At 34.0% G+C, this 17,240-nt stretch carries 23 protein-coding genes and 1 other annotated feature; all 23 genes read right to left on the bottom strand.

The features are described from left to right. Positions 1 to 146: 146 nt before the first annotated feature. Positions 147 to 284, bottom strand: a complete 138-nt coding sequence (locus LJE08_RS05055) for a hypothetical protein (RefSeq protein WP_227402585.1) — start codon at positions 282 to 284, stop codon at positions 147 to 149. Positions 285 to 391: 107 nt separating this feature from the next. Further along, on the bottom strand, positions 392 to 706 hold the full coding sequence (locus LJE08_RS05060) for an ATPase, T2SS/T4P/T4SS family (RefSeq protein WP_227402586.1): 315 nt from the start codon (positions 704 to 706) through the stop codon (positions 392 to 394). Positions 707 to 775: 69 nt separating this feature from the next. Beyond that, a complete protein-coding gene (locus LJE08_RS05065) occupies positions 776 to 1,414 on the bottom strand; it encodes a BTAD domain-containing putative transcriptional regulator (protein ID WP_227402587.1) in 639 nt (212 codons plus the stop codon). A 277-nt stretch (positions 1,415 to 1,691) separates the two neighbouring features. Next, positions 1,692 to 1,901: a hypothetical protein gene (locus tag LJE08_RS05070; protein ID WP_117924056.1), complete on the bottom strand. Its 210-nt coding sequence runs from the start codon at positions 1,899 to 1,901 to the stop codon at positions 1,692 to 1,694. A 106-nt stretch (positions 1,902 to 2,007) separates the two neighbouring features. Next, positions 2,008 to 2,487, bottom strand: a complete 480-nt coding sequence (locus LJE08_RS05075; RefSeq protein WP_117924054.1) for a dihydrofolate reductase — start codon at positions 2,485 to 2,487, stop codon at positions 2,008 to 2,010. A 7-nt stretch (positions 2,488 to 2,494) separates the two neighbouring features. Further along, positions 2,495 to 3,358: a thymidylate synthase gene (gene thyA, locus LJE08_RS05080; RefSeq protein WP_117924051.1), complete on the bottom strand. Its 864-nt coding sequence runs from the start codon at positions 3,356 to 3,358 to the stop codon at positions 2,495 to 2,497. Then, positions 3,345 to 4,178, bottom strand: a complete 834-nt coding sequence (locus LJE08_RS05085) for a Cof-type HAD-IIB family hydrolase (protein ID WP_117924049.1) — start codon at positions 4,176 to 4,178, stop codon at positions 3,345 to 3,347. Before LJE08_RS05085 ends, thyA begins: the two co-directional genes overlap by 14 nt. 3 nt (positions 4,179 to 4,181) lie before the next feature. Next, positions 4,182 to 5,561, bottom strand: a complete 1,380-nt coding sequence (locus LJE08_RS05090) for an aminopeptidase (RefSeq protein WP_217256038.1) — start codon at positions 5,559 to 5,561, stop codon at positions 4,182 to 4,184. Continuing rightward, complete coding sequence (gene murI, locus LJE08_RS05095) at positions 5,558 to 6,334, bottom strand: glutamate racemase (protein WP_227402588.1); 777 nt, start codon at positions 6,332 to 6,334, stop codon at positions 5,558 to 5,560. The genes LJE08_RS05090 and murI overlap by 4 nt, the downstream gene beginning before the upstream one ends. Positions 6,335 to 6,409: 75 nt before the next feature. Then, a complete protein-coding gene (locus LJE08_RS05100) occupies positions 6,410 to 6,793 on the bottom strand; it encodes a hypothetical protein (RefSeq protein WP_117924042.1) in 384 nt (127 codons plus the stop codon). Positions 6,794 to 7,157: 364 nt separating this feature from the next. Beyond that, positions 7,158 to 7,664, bottom strand: a complete 507-nt coding sequence (locus tag LJE08_RS05105; RefSeq protein WP_227402589.1) for an NUDIX domain-containing protein — start codon at positions 7,662 to 7,664, stop codon at positions 7,158 to 7,160. After that, the gene (gene hisI / locus LJE08_RS05110) at positions 7,657 to 7,989 is read right to left on the bottom strand and encodes a phosphoribosyl-AMP cyclohydrolase (RefSeq protein WP_227402590.1); all 333 of its coding nucleotides are present in this window, start codon (positions 7,987 to 7,989) and stop codon (positions 7,657 to 7,659) included. Before hisI ends, LJE08_RS05105 begins: the two co-directional genes overlap by 8 nt. Continuing rightward, positions 7,986 to 8,741, bottom strand: a complete 756-nt coding sequence (hisF, locus tag LJE08_RS05115) for an imidazole glycerol phosphate synthase subunit HisF (RefSeq protein WP_186998618.1) — start codon at positions 8,739 to 8,741, stop codon at positions 7,986 to 7,988. Before hisF ends, hisI begins: the two co-directional genes overlap by 4 nt. Then, positions 8,735 to 9,445: a 1-(5-phosphoribosyl)-5-[(5-phosphoribosylamino)methylideneamino]imidazole-4-carboxamide isomerase gene (gene hisA, locus LJE08_RS05120; RefSeq protein ID WP_227402591.1), complete on the bottom strand. Its 711-nt coding sequence runs from the start codon at positions 9,443 to 9,445 to the stop codon at positions 8,735 to 8,737. The genes hisF and hisA overlap by 7 nt, the downstream gene beginning before the upstream one ends. Continuing rightward, a complete protein-coding gene (gene hisH, locus LJE08_RS05125) occupies positions 9,446 to 10,045 on the bottom strand; it encodes an imidazole glycerol phosphate synthase subunit HisH (protein WP_117924025.1) in 600 nt (199 codons plus the stop codon). Beyond that, entirely contained in the window at positions 10,042 to 10,623 is a 582-nt protein-coding gene (hisB, locus tag LJE08_RS05130) for an imidazoleglycerol-phosphate dehydratase HisB (RefSeq protein WP_117924023.1), read from the bottom strand. Before hisB ends, hisH begins: the two co-directional genes overlap by 4 nt. Continuing rightward, positions 10,610 to 11,620 carry a histidinol-phosphate transaminase gene (locus tag LJE08_RS05135; protein ID WP_117924021.1) on the bottom strand — a complete coding sequence of 337 codons (1,011 nt, stop codon included), beginning with the start codon at positions 11,618 to 11,620 and terminating at the stop codon, positions 10,610 to 10,612. The genes hisB and LJE08_RS05135 overlap by 14 nt, the downstream gene beginning before the upstream one ends. Beyond that, a complete protein-coding gene (gene hisD / locus LJE08_RS05140) occupies positions 11,620 to 12,900 on the bottom strand; it encodes a histidinol dehydrogenase (RefSeq protein ID WP_227402592.1) in 1,281 nt (426 codons plus the stop codon). Before hisD ends, LJE08_RS05135 begins: the two co-directional genes overlap by 1 nt. Continuing rightward, complete coding sequence (gene hisG, locus LJE08_RS05145; protein ID WP_117924019.1) at positions 12,890 to 13,528, bottom strand: ATP phosphoribosyltransferase; 639 nt, start codon at positions 13,526 to 13,528, stop codon at positions 12,890 to 12,892. Before hisG ends, hisD begins: the two co-directional genes overlap by 11 nt. Next, positions 13,525 to 14,634 carry an ATP phosphoribosyltransferase regulatory subunit gene (gene hisZ, locus LJE08_RS05150; protein WP_117924017.1) on the bottom strand — a complete coding sequence of 370 codons (1,110 nt, stop codon included), beginning with the start codon at positions 14,632 to 14,634 and terminating at the stop codon, positions 13,525 to 13,527. The genes hisG and hisZ overlap by 4 nt, the downstream gene beginning before the upstream one ends. Positions 14,635 to 14,670: 36 nt before the next feature. Beyond that, positions 14,671 to 14,879, bottom strand: a binding site (T-box leader). Positions 14,880 to 14,932: 53 nt separating this feature from the next. Further along, positions 14,933 to 15,661 carry a hypothetical protein gene (locus LJE08_RS05155; protein ID WP_117924016.1) on the bottom strand — a complete coding sequence of 243 codons (729 nt, stop codon included), beginning with the start codon at positions 15,659 to 15,661 and terminating at the stop codon, positions 14,933 to 14,935. 8 nt (positions 15,662 to 15,669) lie between these two features. Beyond that, on the bottom strand, positions 15,670 to 16,281 hold the full coding sequence (locus LJE08_RS05160; RefSeq protein WP_227402593.1) for a CpXC domain-containing protein: 612 nt from the start codon (positions 16,279 to 16,281) through the stop codon (positions 15,670 to 15,672). Positions 16,282 to 16,287: 6 nt separating this feature from the next. Continuing rightward, complete coding sequence (locus LJE08_RS05165) at positions 16,288 to 17,190, bottom strand: cation transporter (RefSeq protein ID WP_186998625.1); 903 nt, start codon at positions 17,188 to 17,190, stop codon at positions 16,288 to 16,290. Between the last annotated feature and the right edge of the window lie 50 nt (positions 17,191 to 17,240).

Below are 17,240 nucleotides of genomic sequence, written 5' to 3' on the forward strand. Positions count from 1 at the left end.
ACCAGGTTAGGAGTTTCACCTAACTAAATCAACTGCACCGAACTGGCGCACCATACAAATCCTCCCCGTTTACAACAATAGTCAAATTATATACCTTATGTAATATTATTGAAAGAAAAAAAGAGCGAAATGTAACTTTTCATTCTTTATTGCACTCTCGTTTTCATACGATCCGGATGCAGACTATACTGAATCGCAATATCTTTTGTTATTTTACCTTGTTGATACAAGTCATAGATCGCATCATCCATCATAACCATACTGTTCTGTCGATTCGAAATCATTGTATTCTAAATCTGATGAATCTTATTCTCACGAATCTGCGAACGAATCGCAGGATTGACCAGCATAATTTAAAACACAGGAATCAATTCTCCATCTTTTCCTGGAATTAATTGCTCACTAATGTAGCCTCTAAAATCATTGATAATTGCGAACGCACTTGATCTTGATGATCTTGAAACATATCAATAATACAATCAATTGTATTTACAGCTCCTACAGTATGTAACGCAGATAGAATTAAATGTCCGGTTTCAGCCGCGGAAAGCGCTGTAGAAACTGTTTCTTCATTGCGTATTTCGCCCAATAAAATAACTTCAGGTGCCTCACGCAATGCCGATTTTAATGCATTTAAATCACTTGTTGTATCATGATATACCTCTCGTTGGGATACAATTGACTTTTTGCGAATGCAAGAATTCAATTAGATCCTCAATCGTAATAATATGACAACTTCTTGTCTTAATCATACGATCTATTAAACAAGCTGACATCAAACACTATAGAACTTATTTGAAATACGCTGAATAATCAAGTGCGCATTCTCTTCGGTTTGACAATCCACTAGAAGCAGCAGTTGCGTTTCACTTGTACGAGTAAACAAGTCATTGCTTCTTAAACAAGAACCTACCAATCGCTTCACACCATCAAAATCTAAACCAATCTTTTCATAATCCAAAGTACCATCTGAAAACTGTAACATAATCAAATAATAATTTTGTTCATTACGAATAGACATTTTTAACAACAATTCATAGAAATACTTGAAAATTTCATACGAACAGAAGAAGCCTTGGTTTTGTTGATCATGGCTTGAAAGCTCACGCATGATTGTTTCCATATCTTTACTTTCTTCTTTGGCATGATCAGCAATAATGATATCGTACAATTGTTTAAAACGTTTCGATAAACCCGTACCTAGTTCAGATAAGAAAATATCATTCAATTCATCATAATACTTCAACGCTTCACGATAATTACGTGTAGCCACTAAGCCTTTCATATAATAGTAATGTAAACCTTCATTAAATGATTTAAATAAAACCGCCTGATAATTCATAAGCATCATCTCATCATAGCGTTTTTCCGTATATAAGTAACAAGATATGCGCATCATCGTTTTCACATACATTTTCTAAAGATCTCTTGTTTCTGTAAAATCCAGTGCAATTGGCTTGGTGAAGCCTAGAAACGACCTTTGATCTGAAAATCTTTCTAGCCGTCTTGAACTCTTTTTCGTCTAAAAGTTCCGAACCATCGTTGATTTGGTTATACGCCTTTTCCAATTGAACAAAATCAATATTACAATCTAAATTCTGATTTAAAATATACCCTTTTCATGTCGTTATAATAACCTATTTGTCTTTAAAGAATTCAATTTCATTCAATTCAGCACGCAATCTAAAAATCTAGAACTTTAATGCACTAGATGGATTTTTACTTTCTGGCCGAGGAATATCAATCAGTTCATCTTTTTGAACTGGTTTTTCACTGTGAAACAATAAGACCTGTAATAAATTCACTAGCTGCTTTCCAAATAATTCGACAATATTAACGGTTACATTATCGTTTGTGATTTCCAACCCTCCTAATGTTTTAACATAATAAGTATCACTCATGTTGATTCTCCTTTCAAAAAGATTGTATAGTATCTAACCTAGTTTTATTTGACAATAAATCTGCCAAACAAAAAAGCAGAGAATCACAAAAATTCTCTGCAAATGGTTATTTTAAAGTATATGCAACATGTTGATAGTGAATTCCATTCTCTTCGATATCAGATAATATTGTTTTTGTATACAAAGACTTGTCAAATTCAGGAAAATAAACCTCAGCATCCGCTTGCTCATCAATCTCAGTTAACACTAGCTTATCTGCATAAGCTAACATCTCACTATAAATCATGCCTCCACCAATACAATAGATTTCCTCATCTACATCTTTATATCGCTTCAAAAATTCTTCAACACTCGAACACATTTCGACACATTCACCCAAATCTGAACACGAACGCGAAATCACGACATGATGACGTTTAGGTAACATACCTGGAAGACTTTCAAATGTTTTTCTTCCCATCACAATTGTATGTCCCGAAGTCTGCTTACGAAAAAACTTCAAATCCTGAGGCAAATGCCAAATCATATCATTGTTTTTTCCTAATTCACGATTTTTACCAATCGCCGCAATCAATGTTAATTTCATAATTCTCCTATTGTGCTAAAGGGAAACTAATTTTTCCCATATGCTCATAGCCAATCAACTTCACGTCATTCTTTGGATCAAATGCATAGAAATCTTGAATATCCGGATTCAACCACAACTTAGGTGCTGGTAAAGAGCCTTTTGTTTCATAACGATTTAATTGTTCTTTAATTCCATCAATTTGATTCACGTAAATATGTGCATCTTTGATTGACCAATCAATCGTACCTGGCTCAAGTCCAGTAACCTTGGCAACCATCATCAATAAAACTGCATATTGCGTTACATTAAATGGCAAACCTAATGGAACATCACAACTTCTTTGGTGTACCCAAATATTCAACTTTCCATCCGTCACATCCCATTCTGAACTCCATACACAACTAGGAAGTACAGCTGTATCTAATTCGCTATCCTGCCATAATGAGATAACACGTCTACGATCTTCCTTATCGTTTTTTAATGAATTCAACAATTTATTCATCAAATCATATTTTTTTACAATAAATCCATAAGCCGTACCAATGGTATGCGCAAAACTAGGATCAAAATGTTTTAATACTTTTCCCGTATTCTCATCAATCCAGTCGCCATCCTCATTAATTTCCCATTTATCCCAAATGTGAACATTTCTTTCTTGAAGCCATCTAACATCATTACTTTGAGCCTGATAGATCCAAAGCATTTCTGTAACAGCTTGACGAATAAATAACTGTTTTGTCGTCAAAATAGGAAATTCCTTAGATAGATCTAAATGAAAATGTGCACTTGGAACTTTAATCGTGTCAATACCAGTGCGATTATGTACTTGAACTCCATTTTCCAAAATATCTTTACATAATCCACAATATACATCATCAAAGTATGACATCCATTTCCTCCTTAAAAACATTCTCCTCAATAAAACGACCCACTGCACTTTCATCATTTGTATAAGGACTTACAAATGCACTGCATTCTTTAACATCCTGTGAGCCATTTTTCATACATACACCCATACCGACTTTTTCAAGCATTTCCCTATCATTTTGTTCATCCCCAAAAGCCACACAGTTTTCAAGTTTGACCCCAAAATGCTTAGCTACCTTTTCAATCCCATATCCTTTATTGATTCTAGGATCTACATATTCGAATAAGTTATCTGCTGTTAAGAAACCGACACAAGCCTCATTCTTATATTGTTTAGCACGTTCTAAGACAATCGGCATATAATCTTTATCACAATGTATAATCAGTTTGTTGCATGTATTATTTTCTAGATATGGTTCAAGATCAATTTCGATTTCTGTTTCACCAAAAATTCGTGCATGTTCCTGCGTTTCAATACTTGTACGATTTGTATAACGTGTGGCACCTTCCAAGATCCAAAAATCAACGTCTAAATCTTCAAAAAAATGAATCACATCTAAAACGACTTCACCATCAAGAACATGATACTCTTCTTTAGTACGTTGTCTTAAATCATATACAACGCCACCATTCATTCCCATGATAAAACTAACACTATCTTCAATTCTCCATTTTTTCAACATAGCACGAACCGTCTCTACTGGACGTCCAGATGCGATGCCAAATAAAATTCCATGATTTTTCAATTTTGATACTGCTTCACGATTTAAATCTGATACTTGCTTTTTTGAATTCAAAAATGTACCATCTAAATCCGTCGCAATCAAAGTTACTGGTTCCATAAATTATCCTTCGTATGTTAAGAATGCTGCATATCCTTTTTTTGCTTCATAGATATCAGCTTTACTTGCCAATTCAAAAGGTGCATGCATATTATGTAAAGCTACACCACAGTCAATTACCTGCATTCCATAATTAGCCAAAATATAAGCGATTGTTCCTCCACCGCCTTGGTCTACTTTTCCAAGTTCACTTGTTTGCCAAGCTACATTGTGATCATCCATAATACGACGAATCAATGCGATATATTCTGCATTCGCATCGTTACATCCACTCTTTCCACGAGCTCCTGTATATTTATTGAATACGATACCTTTACCAAATTCGGCTTGATTTCTTGGACTTGATGCCGAAGCGTAAATTGGATCATGTGCAGCACTTACATCACTTGACAACATAATTGAATTCATCATTGCACGTTTCACGCTTAATGCAGAATAATCACCCATACAATCCATAACTTCTGCAACAAAGTTTTCAAAGAACATAGAGTGCATACCTGTAGCACCTTGAGATCCGACTTCTTCTTTATCAACTAACAAACAAACAGCTGTACGTTTTACATTTTCTGCTTCTAATTGAGCCATCAAACTTGTATACGCACAAATACGATCATCATGTCCATAACCTAATACCATACTTAAATCGAATCCACAGCTTCTAGCACGTCCTGCAGGAACAACCTCTAACTCAGCAGAAACGAAGTCTTCTTCTTCAAAGCCATAAGTTGATTTTAAAATTTTAGCAACATTGGCCTTTACTGCATCTTTCTCTTCATTTTCTAACGGAATAGATCCAACAGTTACATTTAAATCTTCACCAGCAATCACTTCATTTGCCTTTTTCTGTAATTGATCTGCACTTAAGTGAATCAATAAATCACTAATCACAAATACTGGATCACTTTCTTTATCTCCAATCGCTACATCTACAGTTGTTCCATCTTTCAAACAAACAACACCATGAATTGCCAAAGGCAAAGTCACCCATTGATACTTTTTAACACCACCATAATAGTGTGTATCCAAATAAGCAATGTTTCCATCTTCATACAATGGATTTTGTTTAAGATCCAAACGAGGACTGTCAATATGAGCACCTAAAATGTTCATACCTTTTTCCAATGGATTTGAACCAATGTGCATTAATGCAATCGACTTGTTCATCATATTTACATACACTTTGTCCTGTGCTTTTAAAATCTCTTTATTTTCGATAACCTCTTTGATATCACGATATCCATAAGATTTCGCTAATGCGATCGCATTTTTTACACAAGCTCTTTCCGTTTTAGAATCAGATAAGAAATCAATATATCCATCACTAAATTTCATTACATCATTAAATTCTTCTTTTGAATATTTATTCCAAACTACTTCACTCATAACTCTACCTCCAATTTTTTAAATAAGCATTTTGACAATTCAATTTTTGAATCCATTGTATTCATCCATGTAATTTGTCCTTCTTCACAACTTGTATTCAACAAACCTTTTTGTTCCAACAAATCTTTTGTATGTAAAGTCGTACCCACGCTTCCTTCAATAATATGAACATTTGGACAAAGCTTTTCCAAATATTTCGTGTAAAAAGGAAAATGCGTACACCCTAATACAATGCTATCTAGATTTTTATAGTCACTAGCTGCTAAATACTCTTTCAAACAAGACTCTACAAGATATGCATCATCAAGTTTATTGTCTTCAACCATTCTTACAAGTTCTGGACAAGGCACCTTTATAATATGATGCTCACCTTTAAATCGATTCATCAAATTCACAAACTTCTTTTCTGACAAAGTAAGTTGGGTTGCCCATACCGCAATACGTTGATGTTCACCTCGATCGCATGCCACCTTTAATGCCGGTTCCATACCAATAATATCCACATCATACTTTTCTCTTAGAAGCTTAACACAAGCACTCGTTGCCGTATTGCACGCAATGACGATTGCCTTAACATCATGACATATCAATTCATCACATATCGCAACGCAACGCTTTGTGATTTCTTCTTTTGTCTTTGTCCCATAAGGATTATATTTACTATCTCCCAAATAGATCAGATTTTCATTAGGAAGTAAACTATGCATCGTATGTAAAACACTAATTCCACCTAATCCCGAATCAAAAACACCTATTGGACTTTTTGAATTCATACAAAACGCTCCTTTTCCATCTTTATAATTATACAACGTATAAAGAAAACATCCAAGTCCTCAAACTTGGATGCATTAATGACTCATACGCTTTTTCATTTCGACTAATATTTCTAACAATTCTTTTTTTCCAATCCCATTATGTATCAGGCTGTCCGGATGCACTCTATCATTATGAAATAATTGAATCAATGATGCTTGAAGCTCTTTAAATGACATAGATTGATATTCTTTATCTACCAGATACGCCTCATAATCTTTCATATCTACTAAATCTGTTGCATAAAAAGAAAGCACCATTTCCATCAATAATGACTGCACCTTCTCATGATCTTCTTCTAAATCTGAATTAGCCCAACAAATATCTTCGTCTGTTAAATCGCTTAATTTTTCGATGTATGTTTGAATAAACGAAGCATCATCCATTTTTTCTTTCGCAAAATAATTTGAAATCTTCATATACCCTCCAAAAAAAAGAGGTTTAAGGCTTTCATCACTTCCTTAAACCGCTTTTCGCAATATTTATATCCTCATATAAATATTACAATGAATTTTGTTTGTATCCATTATATTATTATGCTCTTCTGAACAAACAAAATTCTGTATAGATAAAACCACCACATTTTATCTATACCCTCTAATCCACTTTTCCTTCGCAGAGTTTACCACGCTCTGCATGTCCCTTTGGCAGCTCATCACACTGCCAATTAAATAATAGCATATATAAAAAGGGTAAGCAAGCTTACCCTTTTGTCAGTCTATGACCTATAAAGGAAGTAGTCGGTAGTGTTTCAGTCATAGAACTTACATATATATTTTAGTCCTATTTTTTCTGTTGTAAAGCCTTCATAATTCTTTCAAAATGTAAAAATTCATCCTCGTTATTCATCGCAACCAATTCATCTAGACTCACACACCTACAATCAATACTTTCACGAGTGTTTAAGGTTACATCACTTAATTGGAAATCAAACTTAAAATGATAAATATCTACAAAATAATTATCATGTCTTTTTTCATCTTCATTAAAGTATGAATATACAACATGACCATTTATAACATCAAGCCCTGTTTCTTCTTTTACTTCACGCTTGATCGCATCTAAGCTTGACTCTTTACTCTTAGCCCCACCACCAGGCATTTCCCAGCCTCCAGCAGCCCATTTTTTATCCAACGCCCTTTGTGTAACCAAAAATTTTCCTTCTTCATTTTCTAAGATAGCCAAAACATACATCATGAATTCTCCAGGTTGAAATAAATATGTATTACGATCTACAACACGATTTAAAAGCTTTCGATTTCTATCATATAAATCAACGAATTCACTCATCTACACAATCTCCATTTTCATCTCTATAAAAACAAGAATAATGTCCCGTATGACAAGCCACACCAGCTTGTTTGACTTCTAATAAAATTGTATCTTGATCGCAATCAATGCGAATTGCCTGTACATGTTGATAATGTCCACTTGTTTCACCTTTGACCCACAAGCTTTGTCTTGAACGAGAATAATACGTTGCCAATTTTGTCTCTATTGTTTTTTTGTAAGATTCTTCATTCATATATGCCAACATCAATACTTTTTTTGTATCTACATCCTGCACAATACAAGGAATTAAGCCATTTTGTTTCTCAAAATCCAATCGCATCATATACGAACTGCCACTCCTTTTTCTTTTAAATACTTTTTCACATTTTGAACATTCGATTCTTCATAATGAAAAATACTAGCTGCTAAAGCCGCATCGCTGACTTTTAACGCATCCACAAAGTCATCCATCTTTCCACATCCACCAGACGCAATCACTGGCACTTGAACCACTTTAGATACAGCTTCATACAAGGCTAAATCAAAACCATCCTTAGTGCCATCCGCATCCATGCTCGTTAACAAGATTTCTCCAGCTCCTAAAGATACACCTTTTAAAATCCATTCAATACAATCTATACCCGTATCTTTTCTGCCACCTTCAATGTATACGTTCCAACCCGAACCATCTTTTCTTCGCTTAGCATCCACCGCAAGCACAATACATTGGTTTCCAAAACGTTTACTTGCCTCTTTAATTAAGTCCGGATTACGAATTGCAGCACTATTTAAGCTTACTTTATCGGCTCCTGCCATCAACATGGCACGAACATCTTCAATCGTTGAAATGCCTCCTCCAACCGTAAAAGGAATATAGATTTCTTTTGCAACCTTCTTTACAATATCAACCATAGTTTTTCTTTTTTCTACTGTGGCACTAATATCCAAAAAAACCAATTCGTCAGCACCACCTAAATAATATTTCTTTGCCAGAGATACAGGATCTCCCACTTCTTTTAAACCCAAAAAATGGATTCCCTTCACAACATTCCCATCTTTTACATCTAGACAAGGTATAATTCTTTTTGTCAACATATGCTTAACGCCTCTTTCAAATCTAACGTCTTTTCATAAATGGCCTTACCCGTAATTACACCATACAACCCTAATTCTTTACATATTTGGACATGTGATAAATCACGAACACCGCCAGATGCGATTAAGTTACATGATACATGATTTTTAAGTGCTTTTAACATCTCAAAGTTAGGTCCTTGTAAAGTTCCATCCTTTGAAATGTCTGTACAAATCAATGTCTTTACCCCAATCTCTTCCATTCTTTTTGCAAAATCCAAATAATATTCTTTGCTCGTTTCCAACCAGCCTGACGTACATACATATCCGTCTTTACAATCAAGTCCAACCGCAATCTTAGAACCATATTTTGAAACCGCATCTTTTAATAAACCTATATCTTGAATTGCTGAAGTTCCTAGAATAACTCTTGAAATACCATTTTCTATATAAAAATCTATAGCAGACATCGTACGAATGCCTCCACCCACTTCAATGGGTATATCACATGTCTTCACAATTTCACAAATCAAATCTTCATTAACTCGACTTCCTTCTTTTGCCCCGTTTAAATCCACAACATGTAAATAGCGAACATTTGCCGCTTCAAAATTTTTAGCACAAACAAGTACATCATCCGCCACACATTTGGATTGGCCATAATCACCTTGGTACAAACGAACAGGTTTTCCATCTAATATATCTATTGCAGGTAATACAATCATTTAGAACTCCTTTCCAAAATATTCCAATATTTTTAATCCATCTTCTCCACTTTTTTCAGGATGAAACTGACATCCCATAATATGATCATGCATCACAAGACCTGGTATTTTCATACTTCCATACATGGAATATCCAATTAAGTCTTGATCATCCATATCTTTGGCATAATATGAATGGACATAATACACATACGTATTTTCTTTAAATATTGCCTGAGGATGATTACTTTCCAATACGTTCCAACCGATTTGGGGAATTTTTACACTTGGATCTTCCATATGACAAACATGACCTTTTAAAAAGCCAAAACCATCGCATAAGCCATTTTCTTCACTCGTTTCAAACAAAGCCTGCATACCAAGACAAATCCCCAATAGCGCAACATCTTTATTTACTTGTTGAACAATAAAATCATAGAGCCCCATAGAATGGAGTGTGTGCATGCAGTCTTGAAAAGCTCCAACTCCTGGTAAAATCAATTTATCGCATTTAGATAAAATAGAAACATCTTTTGAAACAACACTATCTAAGCCTAAATAGTCACAAGCATTTTTTACGCTGTATAAATTGGACATGCCATAATCAATAATTCCAATCATTCGATTACTCCTTTAGAACTAGGAATACGATCCGATTCTATTTTTACAGCTTGTTTCAAGGCACGGCCAAATGCTTTAAATATAGCCTCTACTTTATGATGATCATTCTTTCCATAGTACACATTGATATGTAACGTTACCCCAGCTGCCACACAAAAGGCTCTAAAAAATTCTTCAACCATTTCACAAGACATCGTTCCAATGTTTTCTCGTATCAATTCGCAATTAAAAACCAAATAAGGACGTCCACTAATATCTAATGTGACATTACATAAAACTTCATCCATAGGAAGATTCACACTTCCATAGCGGGCAATTCCTTTTTTATCCTCTAAAGCTTCTAAAAATAATTTTCCTAATAAAATTCCACAATCTTCTATTGTATGATGATCACACACTTCAAGATCGCCATCCGCTTTTACAACTAAATCAAAATTCGAGTGAAACGCAAACAATGTCAACATATGATCAAAAAAACCAATTCCTGTACCAATGTCGCTATTTCCATTTCCATCTAAGTTGATCTTTTCATATATTTTTGTTTCTTTTGTATCCCTGTTTTTTTCAGCTATTCTCATACTCAAATCTCCTTAGAACATCTAATACCATTTCATTTTCTTCGTTTGTCCCAATCGTTATACGAAAACTAGTATCCGCATAATTTCGAATTGTGATGTTCTTTTCTTTAAACATATCCATTAAAATATCTTTTTTATCTGTTCTTCCATACAAGAAATTCGCATTTGAAGGATAGAAACTAATTGTTTTATAATCCTTCACTTCTCGGTATATTCTTTCTCTTTCTGAAATAATAGCCGCAATATTCGCTTTATATGCATCGGCATGTCTTAATACAACACTTGCTATCGTTTGAGTGACACTACTTAGTGCATAAGGAATAAAAAGTGGAGCTAATTTTTCAACTTGTGAAGAAATCATAAACCCACAACGAATTCCTGCAAGTCCATACGCCTTGGATAGAGTTCGACAAACAAAAACCATTGGATATGTTTTTAATAAATCAATGGCACTTTCATTACCAAACTCCATATAGGCTTCATCAAAAATGACTGGGATATTCGAAAAGGCTTCGCAAATTTGAATCATTTCTAATTTCGAAATCGCATGTCCCGTCGGATTATTTGGATTTGAGAATAAGATCATATCCACTTTTTTATCTTTCCCATTTGAAATAAATGCATCGACATCAAAGGATCCATCTAAAGCTGTTTCAAATTTTTCAATTTTTGCATGATTCAATTCTACATAATAGTCATACATCGAAAAATCAGGTGCTAATGTATACAGTGTTTTATTTCCTTGTACATAATACTGAATCAAAAATCCCAACATTTGATCCGATCCATTTCCCGATAAGATCCATGAGGATGGAACATTCATAATATTGGCATATAAATCATGTAATTCATGACAAGTTGTATCTGGATATCGATTGAGTGCAAGGTTTGAAATCGCATCTAAAATTTCTTGTTTGACATTATCATCTACGTTTTGACTTGCCTCATTGGCATTCAATAGAATTCCTGTTTGTGTATGTGTTTGATAACCCTTCATTATTTCACCCTCACTTTAGCTGCATTAGCATGTGCTTGTAAGTGCTCTTCACTGGCAATTGTTTCAATATATTTTCCATAGTCTTCGATTGCGTGTTTTGAATAATACAAATAGGATGATTTTTTAATAAAACTATCTACGGATAAAGCACTTGAAAAGCGTGCCGTTCCACTAGTTGGTAAAACATGGTTTGTTCCCCCAAAATAATCACCTATGCTTTCGCATGTGTAGTAGCCTAAGAAAACACTACCTGCATTTTTTACTTCTTGTAGGTGTTCCATTGGATTTTGAATCATCAATTCTAAGTGTTCTGGTGCAATTTCATTACTAATAGAAATGCATTCTTCAATCGAATCACAGACAATGGCTTTACCATAGTTCTTTAGGGATTGTTCCACTATTTCTTTTTTAGGTAATACAGCACTTTGTTTTAAAAGCTCTTGATTCACCAAATCCAAAAGTTCTTCGTTTGTAGTCAACAAAATGGCGCTCGCCATTGGATCATGTTCGGCTTGGGATAATAGATCGGCTGCTACATATTCTGCATTCGCCTTTTCATCGGCAATAACTAAAATTTCGCTTGGCCCTGCAATCATATCAATATCGACCGTTCCATACACTAATTTTTTAGCTGCTGCAACATAAATATTTCCTGGACCTACGATTTTATCTACTCGATCAATGGTTTGTGTACCATAGGCCAAAGCAGCAATAGCTTGAGCTCCACCAATCTTATAGATTTTATCTACACCGGCAAGTTTAGCCGCATACGCAATATTAGGGTGAATAGTTCCATTTTTATCTGGTGGAGTGACCATAACAACATTTTGAACACCGGCAATTTTTGCGGGTAATGCATTCATTAAAACACTGCTTGGATATTGTGCACGTCCTCCTGGAACATAGATTCCTACTGCTTCAAGAGGTAGTACTCTTTGGCCTAAATAGATTCCCTTTTCTTTCTGCAACAAATATCCATTTTGTTTTTGAAGTTTATGAAAATCTTCGATATTTTTTTTAGCAAGTTTCATTGCTTCTACAAACGAATCATCACATTTTAATATTTGTGCATCCCATTCTTCTTGAGATACTTCCATTGTATCTAAGCTTACCTTATCAAATTGTTGTGTATATTTTAGACAAGCCTCATCTTTATTTTCTTTTACATCTTGAATAATATTTGACACTGTAACCAAGACATCTGTACTTAAATCTTGTGTTCGTGACATCAAATATTCTTTCAATGCATCTTTATCTTCTTTATAAATTCTAGTCAACATCTTCATTCACCCTCTTACTTAAATCGTTGATTACTTTCATCACTTCTTCGTGTTTTAACTTAAAGCTCGCTTTATTCACAATAACACGTGTACTAATGTCACATACTGTATCTAGCACAACTAAACCATTTTCTTTTAAGGTTGTTCCTGTTTCCATAATATCTACGATTCCGTCACATAGACCTAAAATAGGTGCTAATTCTACAGATCCATCAATCTTAATAATTTCAACATCCATACCTTTGGACAAAAAATATTGTTTAGCTACACGAGGATATTTGGTTCCAATCTTAATGTGTCCTACTTTTGAAAACAACTGATTTTGAGGTAGGCTAGCCACAATGAATTTACACTTGCCAATCTTCAAATCTAACAATTCATAGTTATCATTCTCATTTTCTAAAATGGTATCTTTTCCAACAACACCAATATCAGCAACACCATGATTAACATAGGTAATACAATCGTTGGATTTCACTAAAAAATATTGAACGTCATGTACAGAATCTTTAAACACCAAGGCACGGCCTTTGTCTTTTAAAGCTTCTACTCCATAACCAAGTTCTTCTAACATAGCAACAGTTTGTTTTTCTAAACGTCCCTTTGTGAGCGCAATCGATAAGCTCATGCTTGTACCTCCTCTACATAAATAGATTCATTTGTTGATGGTTCTAAAATGACAATTCCTTCTTTTCTCAAATTTTTTGCTTGTTTCATAGCTTCAATCTGTTTGTCTTGTGGATAATACAATTTATATTTCTTTTTCGATTGTACATCCACATAATCAATGAGTGGATCTAGCTTTACACTAAAGCCACAAGCTGGAAGATCACGACCAAACTTCTTTAATAAGCAGTCGTATCGACCACCACTTAAGATACTTGTTCCAACACCTGAAACATATCCTTCAAAAATAATTCCGGTATAGTAATCCAAATGGGCAACTTTTCCTAAATCGACGGTTACATTTTCTAAATATCCTAATTCTTTTAAAGATTGGATACATTCTTTCATAGAATCTAAGACATCCTTTAATGAATCATCGAAACAATACGTATATGCTTCATCTAATATATTCACGTCTCCACATAGGAACGGAAGGTGCATAAAGAAATCCACAATTTTTTCGCTGAGATACAATGAATCCAAGTAAAATTTCAGATCGACCATGCTTTTCTTATCAATTAAATTGGCTAGAGTATTGACTTCTTCTGTACTCAAACGAACAACTTTGCAAGCCGCCTGAAAAAATTTCACATTTCCAATTTCGAGCGTATAGTTTTTAAAGTTTTTCATGACTTCTAAAGCACAGCACAAGACTTGTACATCACTTTTTGAATCCAATCCAATCAATTCAATGCCACAATCTGTAACTTCGCTTCTTTTGCCTGCAAATTTTTGACGTACTTTAAATACATTTGAAGTATAGCGATAGCGAAACGGAGGTTTTGAATCTTTAAATTTCGATGCACAAACACGTGCAATTGGAACAGTCATATCCGTTCTTAATGTTAGAATTCTTCCATTTTCGTCAAAGAATTTATACATATCTGTTGTTTGAATGTTTTTAAATGCATTTTCATATGTTTCATAATACTCAATCGTTGGTGTAATGATTTCTTCATATCCAAAGGATTCAAAAATCTGTTCCAAAGTATTTTGTAGATATTTTTTCTTTTCGCACTCATTCAAAATCGTATCTTTCATTCCTTGTGGTAATTGTATTTGTTGCATGTAAACAAACCTCCTTATAAACAAAAAAACTTCCGTCCTAAGGACGAAAGTTTAACTTACGTGGTTCCACCTTATTTTACTAATAAATTAGCCTCAAACCTGATAACGCCAGGAATACGTTAAAAACTACTTAGTTTCATCTTTACAGCTCAAAGACGTGTTCAAATAGCCTTACTCTTTCTTTTCACCAACCAGAAAGTCTCTTGAAGCAGTACTATTTTACTATTTCTTTTCATTGCTTTGAAAATAATATAGTCTTAATGAAAATAATTGTCAAGTTAAAATGTAAATTTTTACATTATTTTTCCCATGAATAATAGGAACCTCCAAACACAAACAGATGCTCAAAAGGTAATAAAGAACGAATCCATTCATTGAAGCCTTTTGGATTCTTTTCATCGTGGACAATTGTTTTCACTAAGCGATTCTTTCCACCGACATTTTTATACATCCTTAATTGCCATCCATTTTCTTCTACTTCTTTGGTCTCTAGATCCAAACTTGCCATCGCTTCTAAAATGGCATAGGCATCTTCTTTAGAAATCGTAGCTTGTTGCGTTTTTAAAGCCTGTACACCTTCTTTTGACATAACATACCTTGTTAGATAGACTCTTCCATTAGCACTGATTGTCAAGTTCTGTGCCACCTCTTCAGAGATGTGCGCATAATGCCACTTACTTAATAAGTTACGATTTAACTTAACACATTGAAGTGTATCTGATTCTTTTAAAGATAAATATCTCAACAATAATTCTTTAAACACCCCAGATTCAATAACACTTTTTAAAAAGGAAGGAACATAATTTTCTTTTTCAAAAACATATGTAATATAGGTATATACTTCCGTTTCATTCAAATCATGAATACTTTTATTTAACACGGAATCAATGTGCAACATATATTGTTCATCGTTCAAATTTTCCATTTGTAAACAATGATACACATTTAATATAATCGGATCATATGCATCTTTTACGCGATATCCCACGTGTAATAAATCTACACATGCATGAATGCTTTCAATCATTGAATCACCTACTTCGTATTTGAAACAGCCCAAGAAGCATCTACAATATAATCTTGTTTAATATCTGATAAAAAGACTTCTTCCACTTGTTTATAGACACCTCCATGAAACGGCATAAAATGCATCTTATCACTTTCTTTTTCATCCAATACCATAACGTAATGTGGATTTTCAAAATTTTGAATATTCCAATAATAAAGAGCATTTACATTATCAGCATCTTCATATTGAGATAGTACAAGGAGTTTATAAAGTTCCATAATACGATCATCATATCCACTATCTGAAATCAAAATCTTCTCGATCCAGTCTCGCTCATTATCTACGATTCGTACTGTATAATCTTCACCTACATTGGCATGATCTAAGATTTTTTTAATGGGTTGCAGTTCTTTTTCTTCTGTAAATTGAATCAACAACTTTTTTTCCATATCGTGATATAAAACTGGATACGGAATATGGAATTTAGAATGGCAATGTGCACATTCCATATCAAAGAGTTTTCCACTTAACACTCTATTTTTCATATCTTTGTCCATTTGAACGTTGATCGACGTAAAAATATCAACATTAAACTTTTCATTACATTCAGGACATACTAATTCTATTTTATTTTCCATTCCAAATTACTCCTCTTTATTCGCTAATACATTGGGTACAAGTTCGACAAAACAATCTTCATATTCTTCTTGAAGTGCTATTTTCAATTCTCGATTGGCTACTTCCAATTCGGTATACGACATCATATCAATTCGTGTTGTGAAATAGATGGATATCCACATTTTTCTTCCTGTTGTCGTAATATCATAAAATACCGGATCATATGGATAATTATCCAACACAGAAGAGGATATGCTTTTGATTTTTGCGACTTCTTTTTCATCAGGACTCAACAACATCAAACTACGAAAACTTTCTCCTATCATTTGAATTGGTTCTTTCATCATGCCTAAGGCAAGGACGATTGCGACAATCTGATCAAAATAGGGAGATATACAAGAGAGTGGTGTGTGCCCTAAAAACGAAGATAGGAAAAACGCAAGTGATACACCTATACTTGAAAACACATCGATTTTCCATCCATAAATTTCTACATCTACAGTTGGAGATGTTACTTTTTTATTAATTCGCATTAAAATCAATAAAATCAGTGCAGAAAAGCATGTTAATATCGTTTCAAACAAAGATACCTGCATGTGGTCAATATCATTCCCTCCATTCAACATAATTTGAACATTGTTCATTATTAGAGCCATCATAACCGCAATAAACATAAATCCTTTCAAAAGAATCACAATACTTTCAAGTTGTGCATATCCAAAGGGATGTTTTTCTGTAACCGGCTTATAAAATAAAGGAATAATATAAATCGTTAATCCAATCACGACAAGTTCAGTTGAATCATAGACTGTATCTGCCAAAACAGATTGCGATTTAGAAAAGATTGCCATGATAAGTTCTGCAAGCGCAAATACAACACCGGACCAAAATGAAATACGCATCACAATTTGTTCCTGTTTTTCTTTCATTTTCTCACCTAATTTCCTCATTATTATATCACAAGAAAAAGGAACGCTTG

The organism is Holdemanella sp. DFI.5.55, assembly GCF_020593575.1.
Taxonomy (GTDB): domain Bacteria; phylum Bacillota_I; class Bacilli_A; order Erysipelotrichales; family Erysipelotrichaceae; genus Holdemanella; species Holdemanella hominis.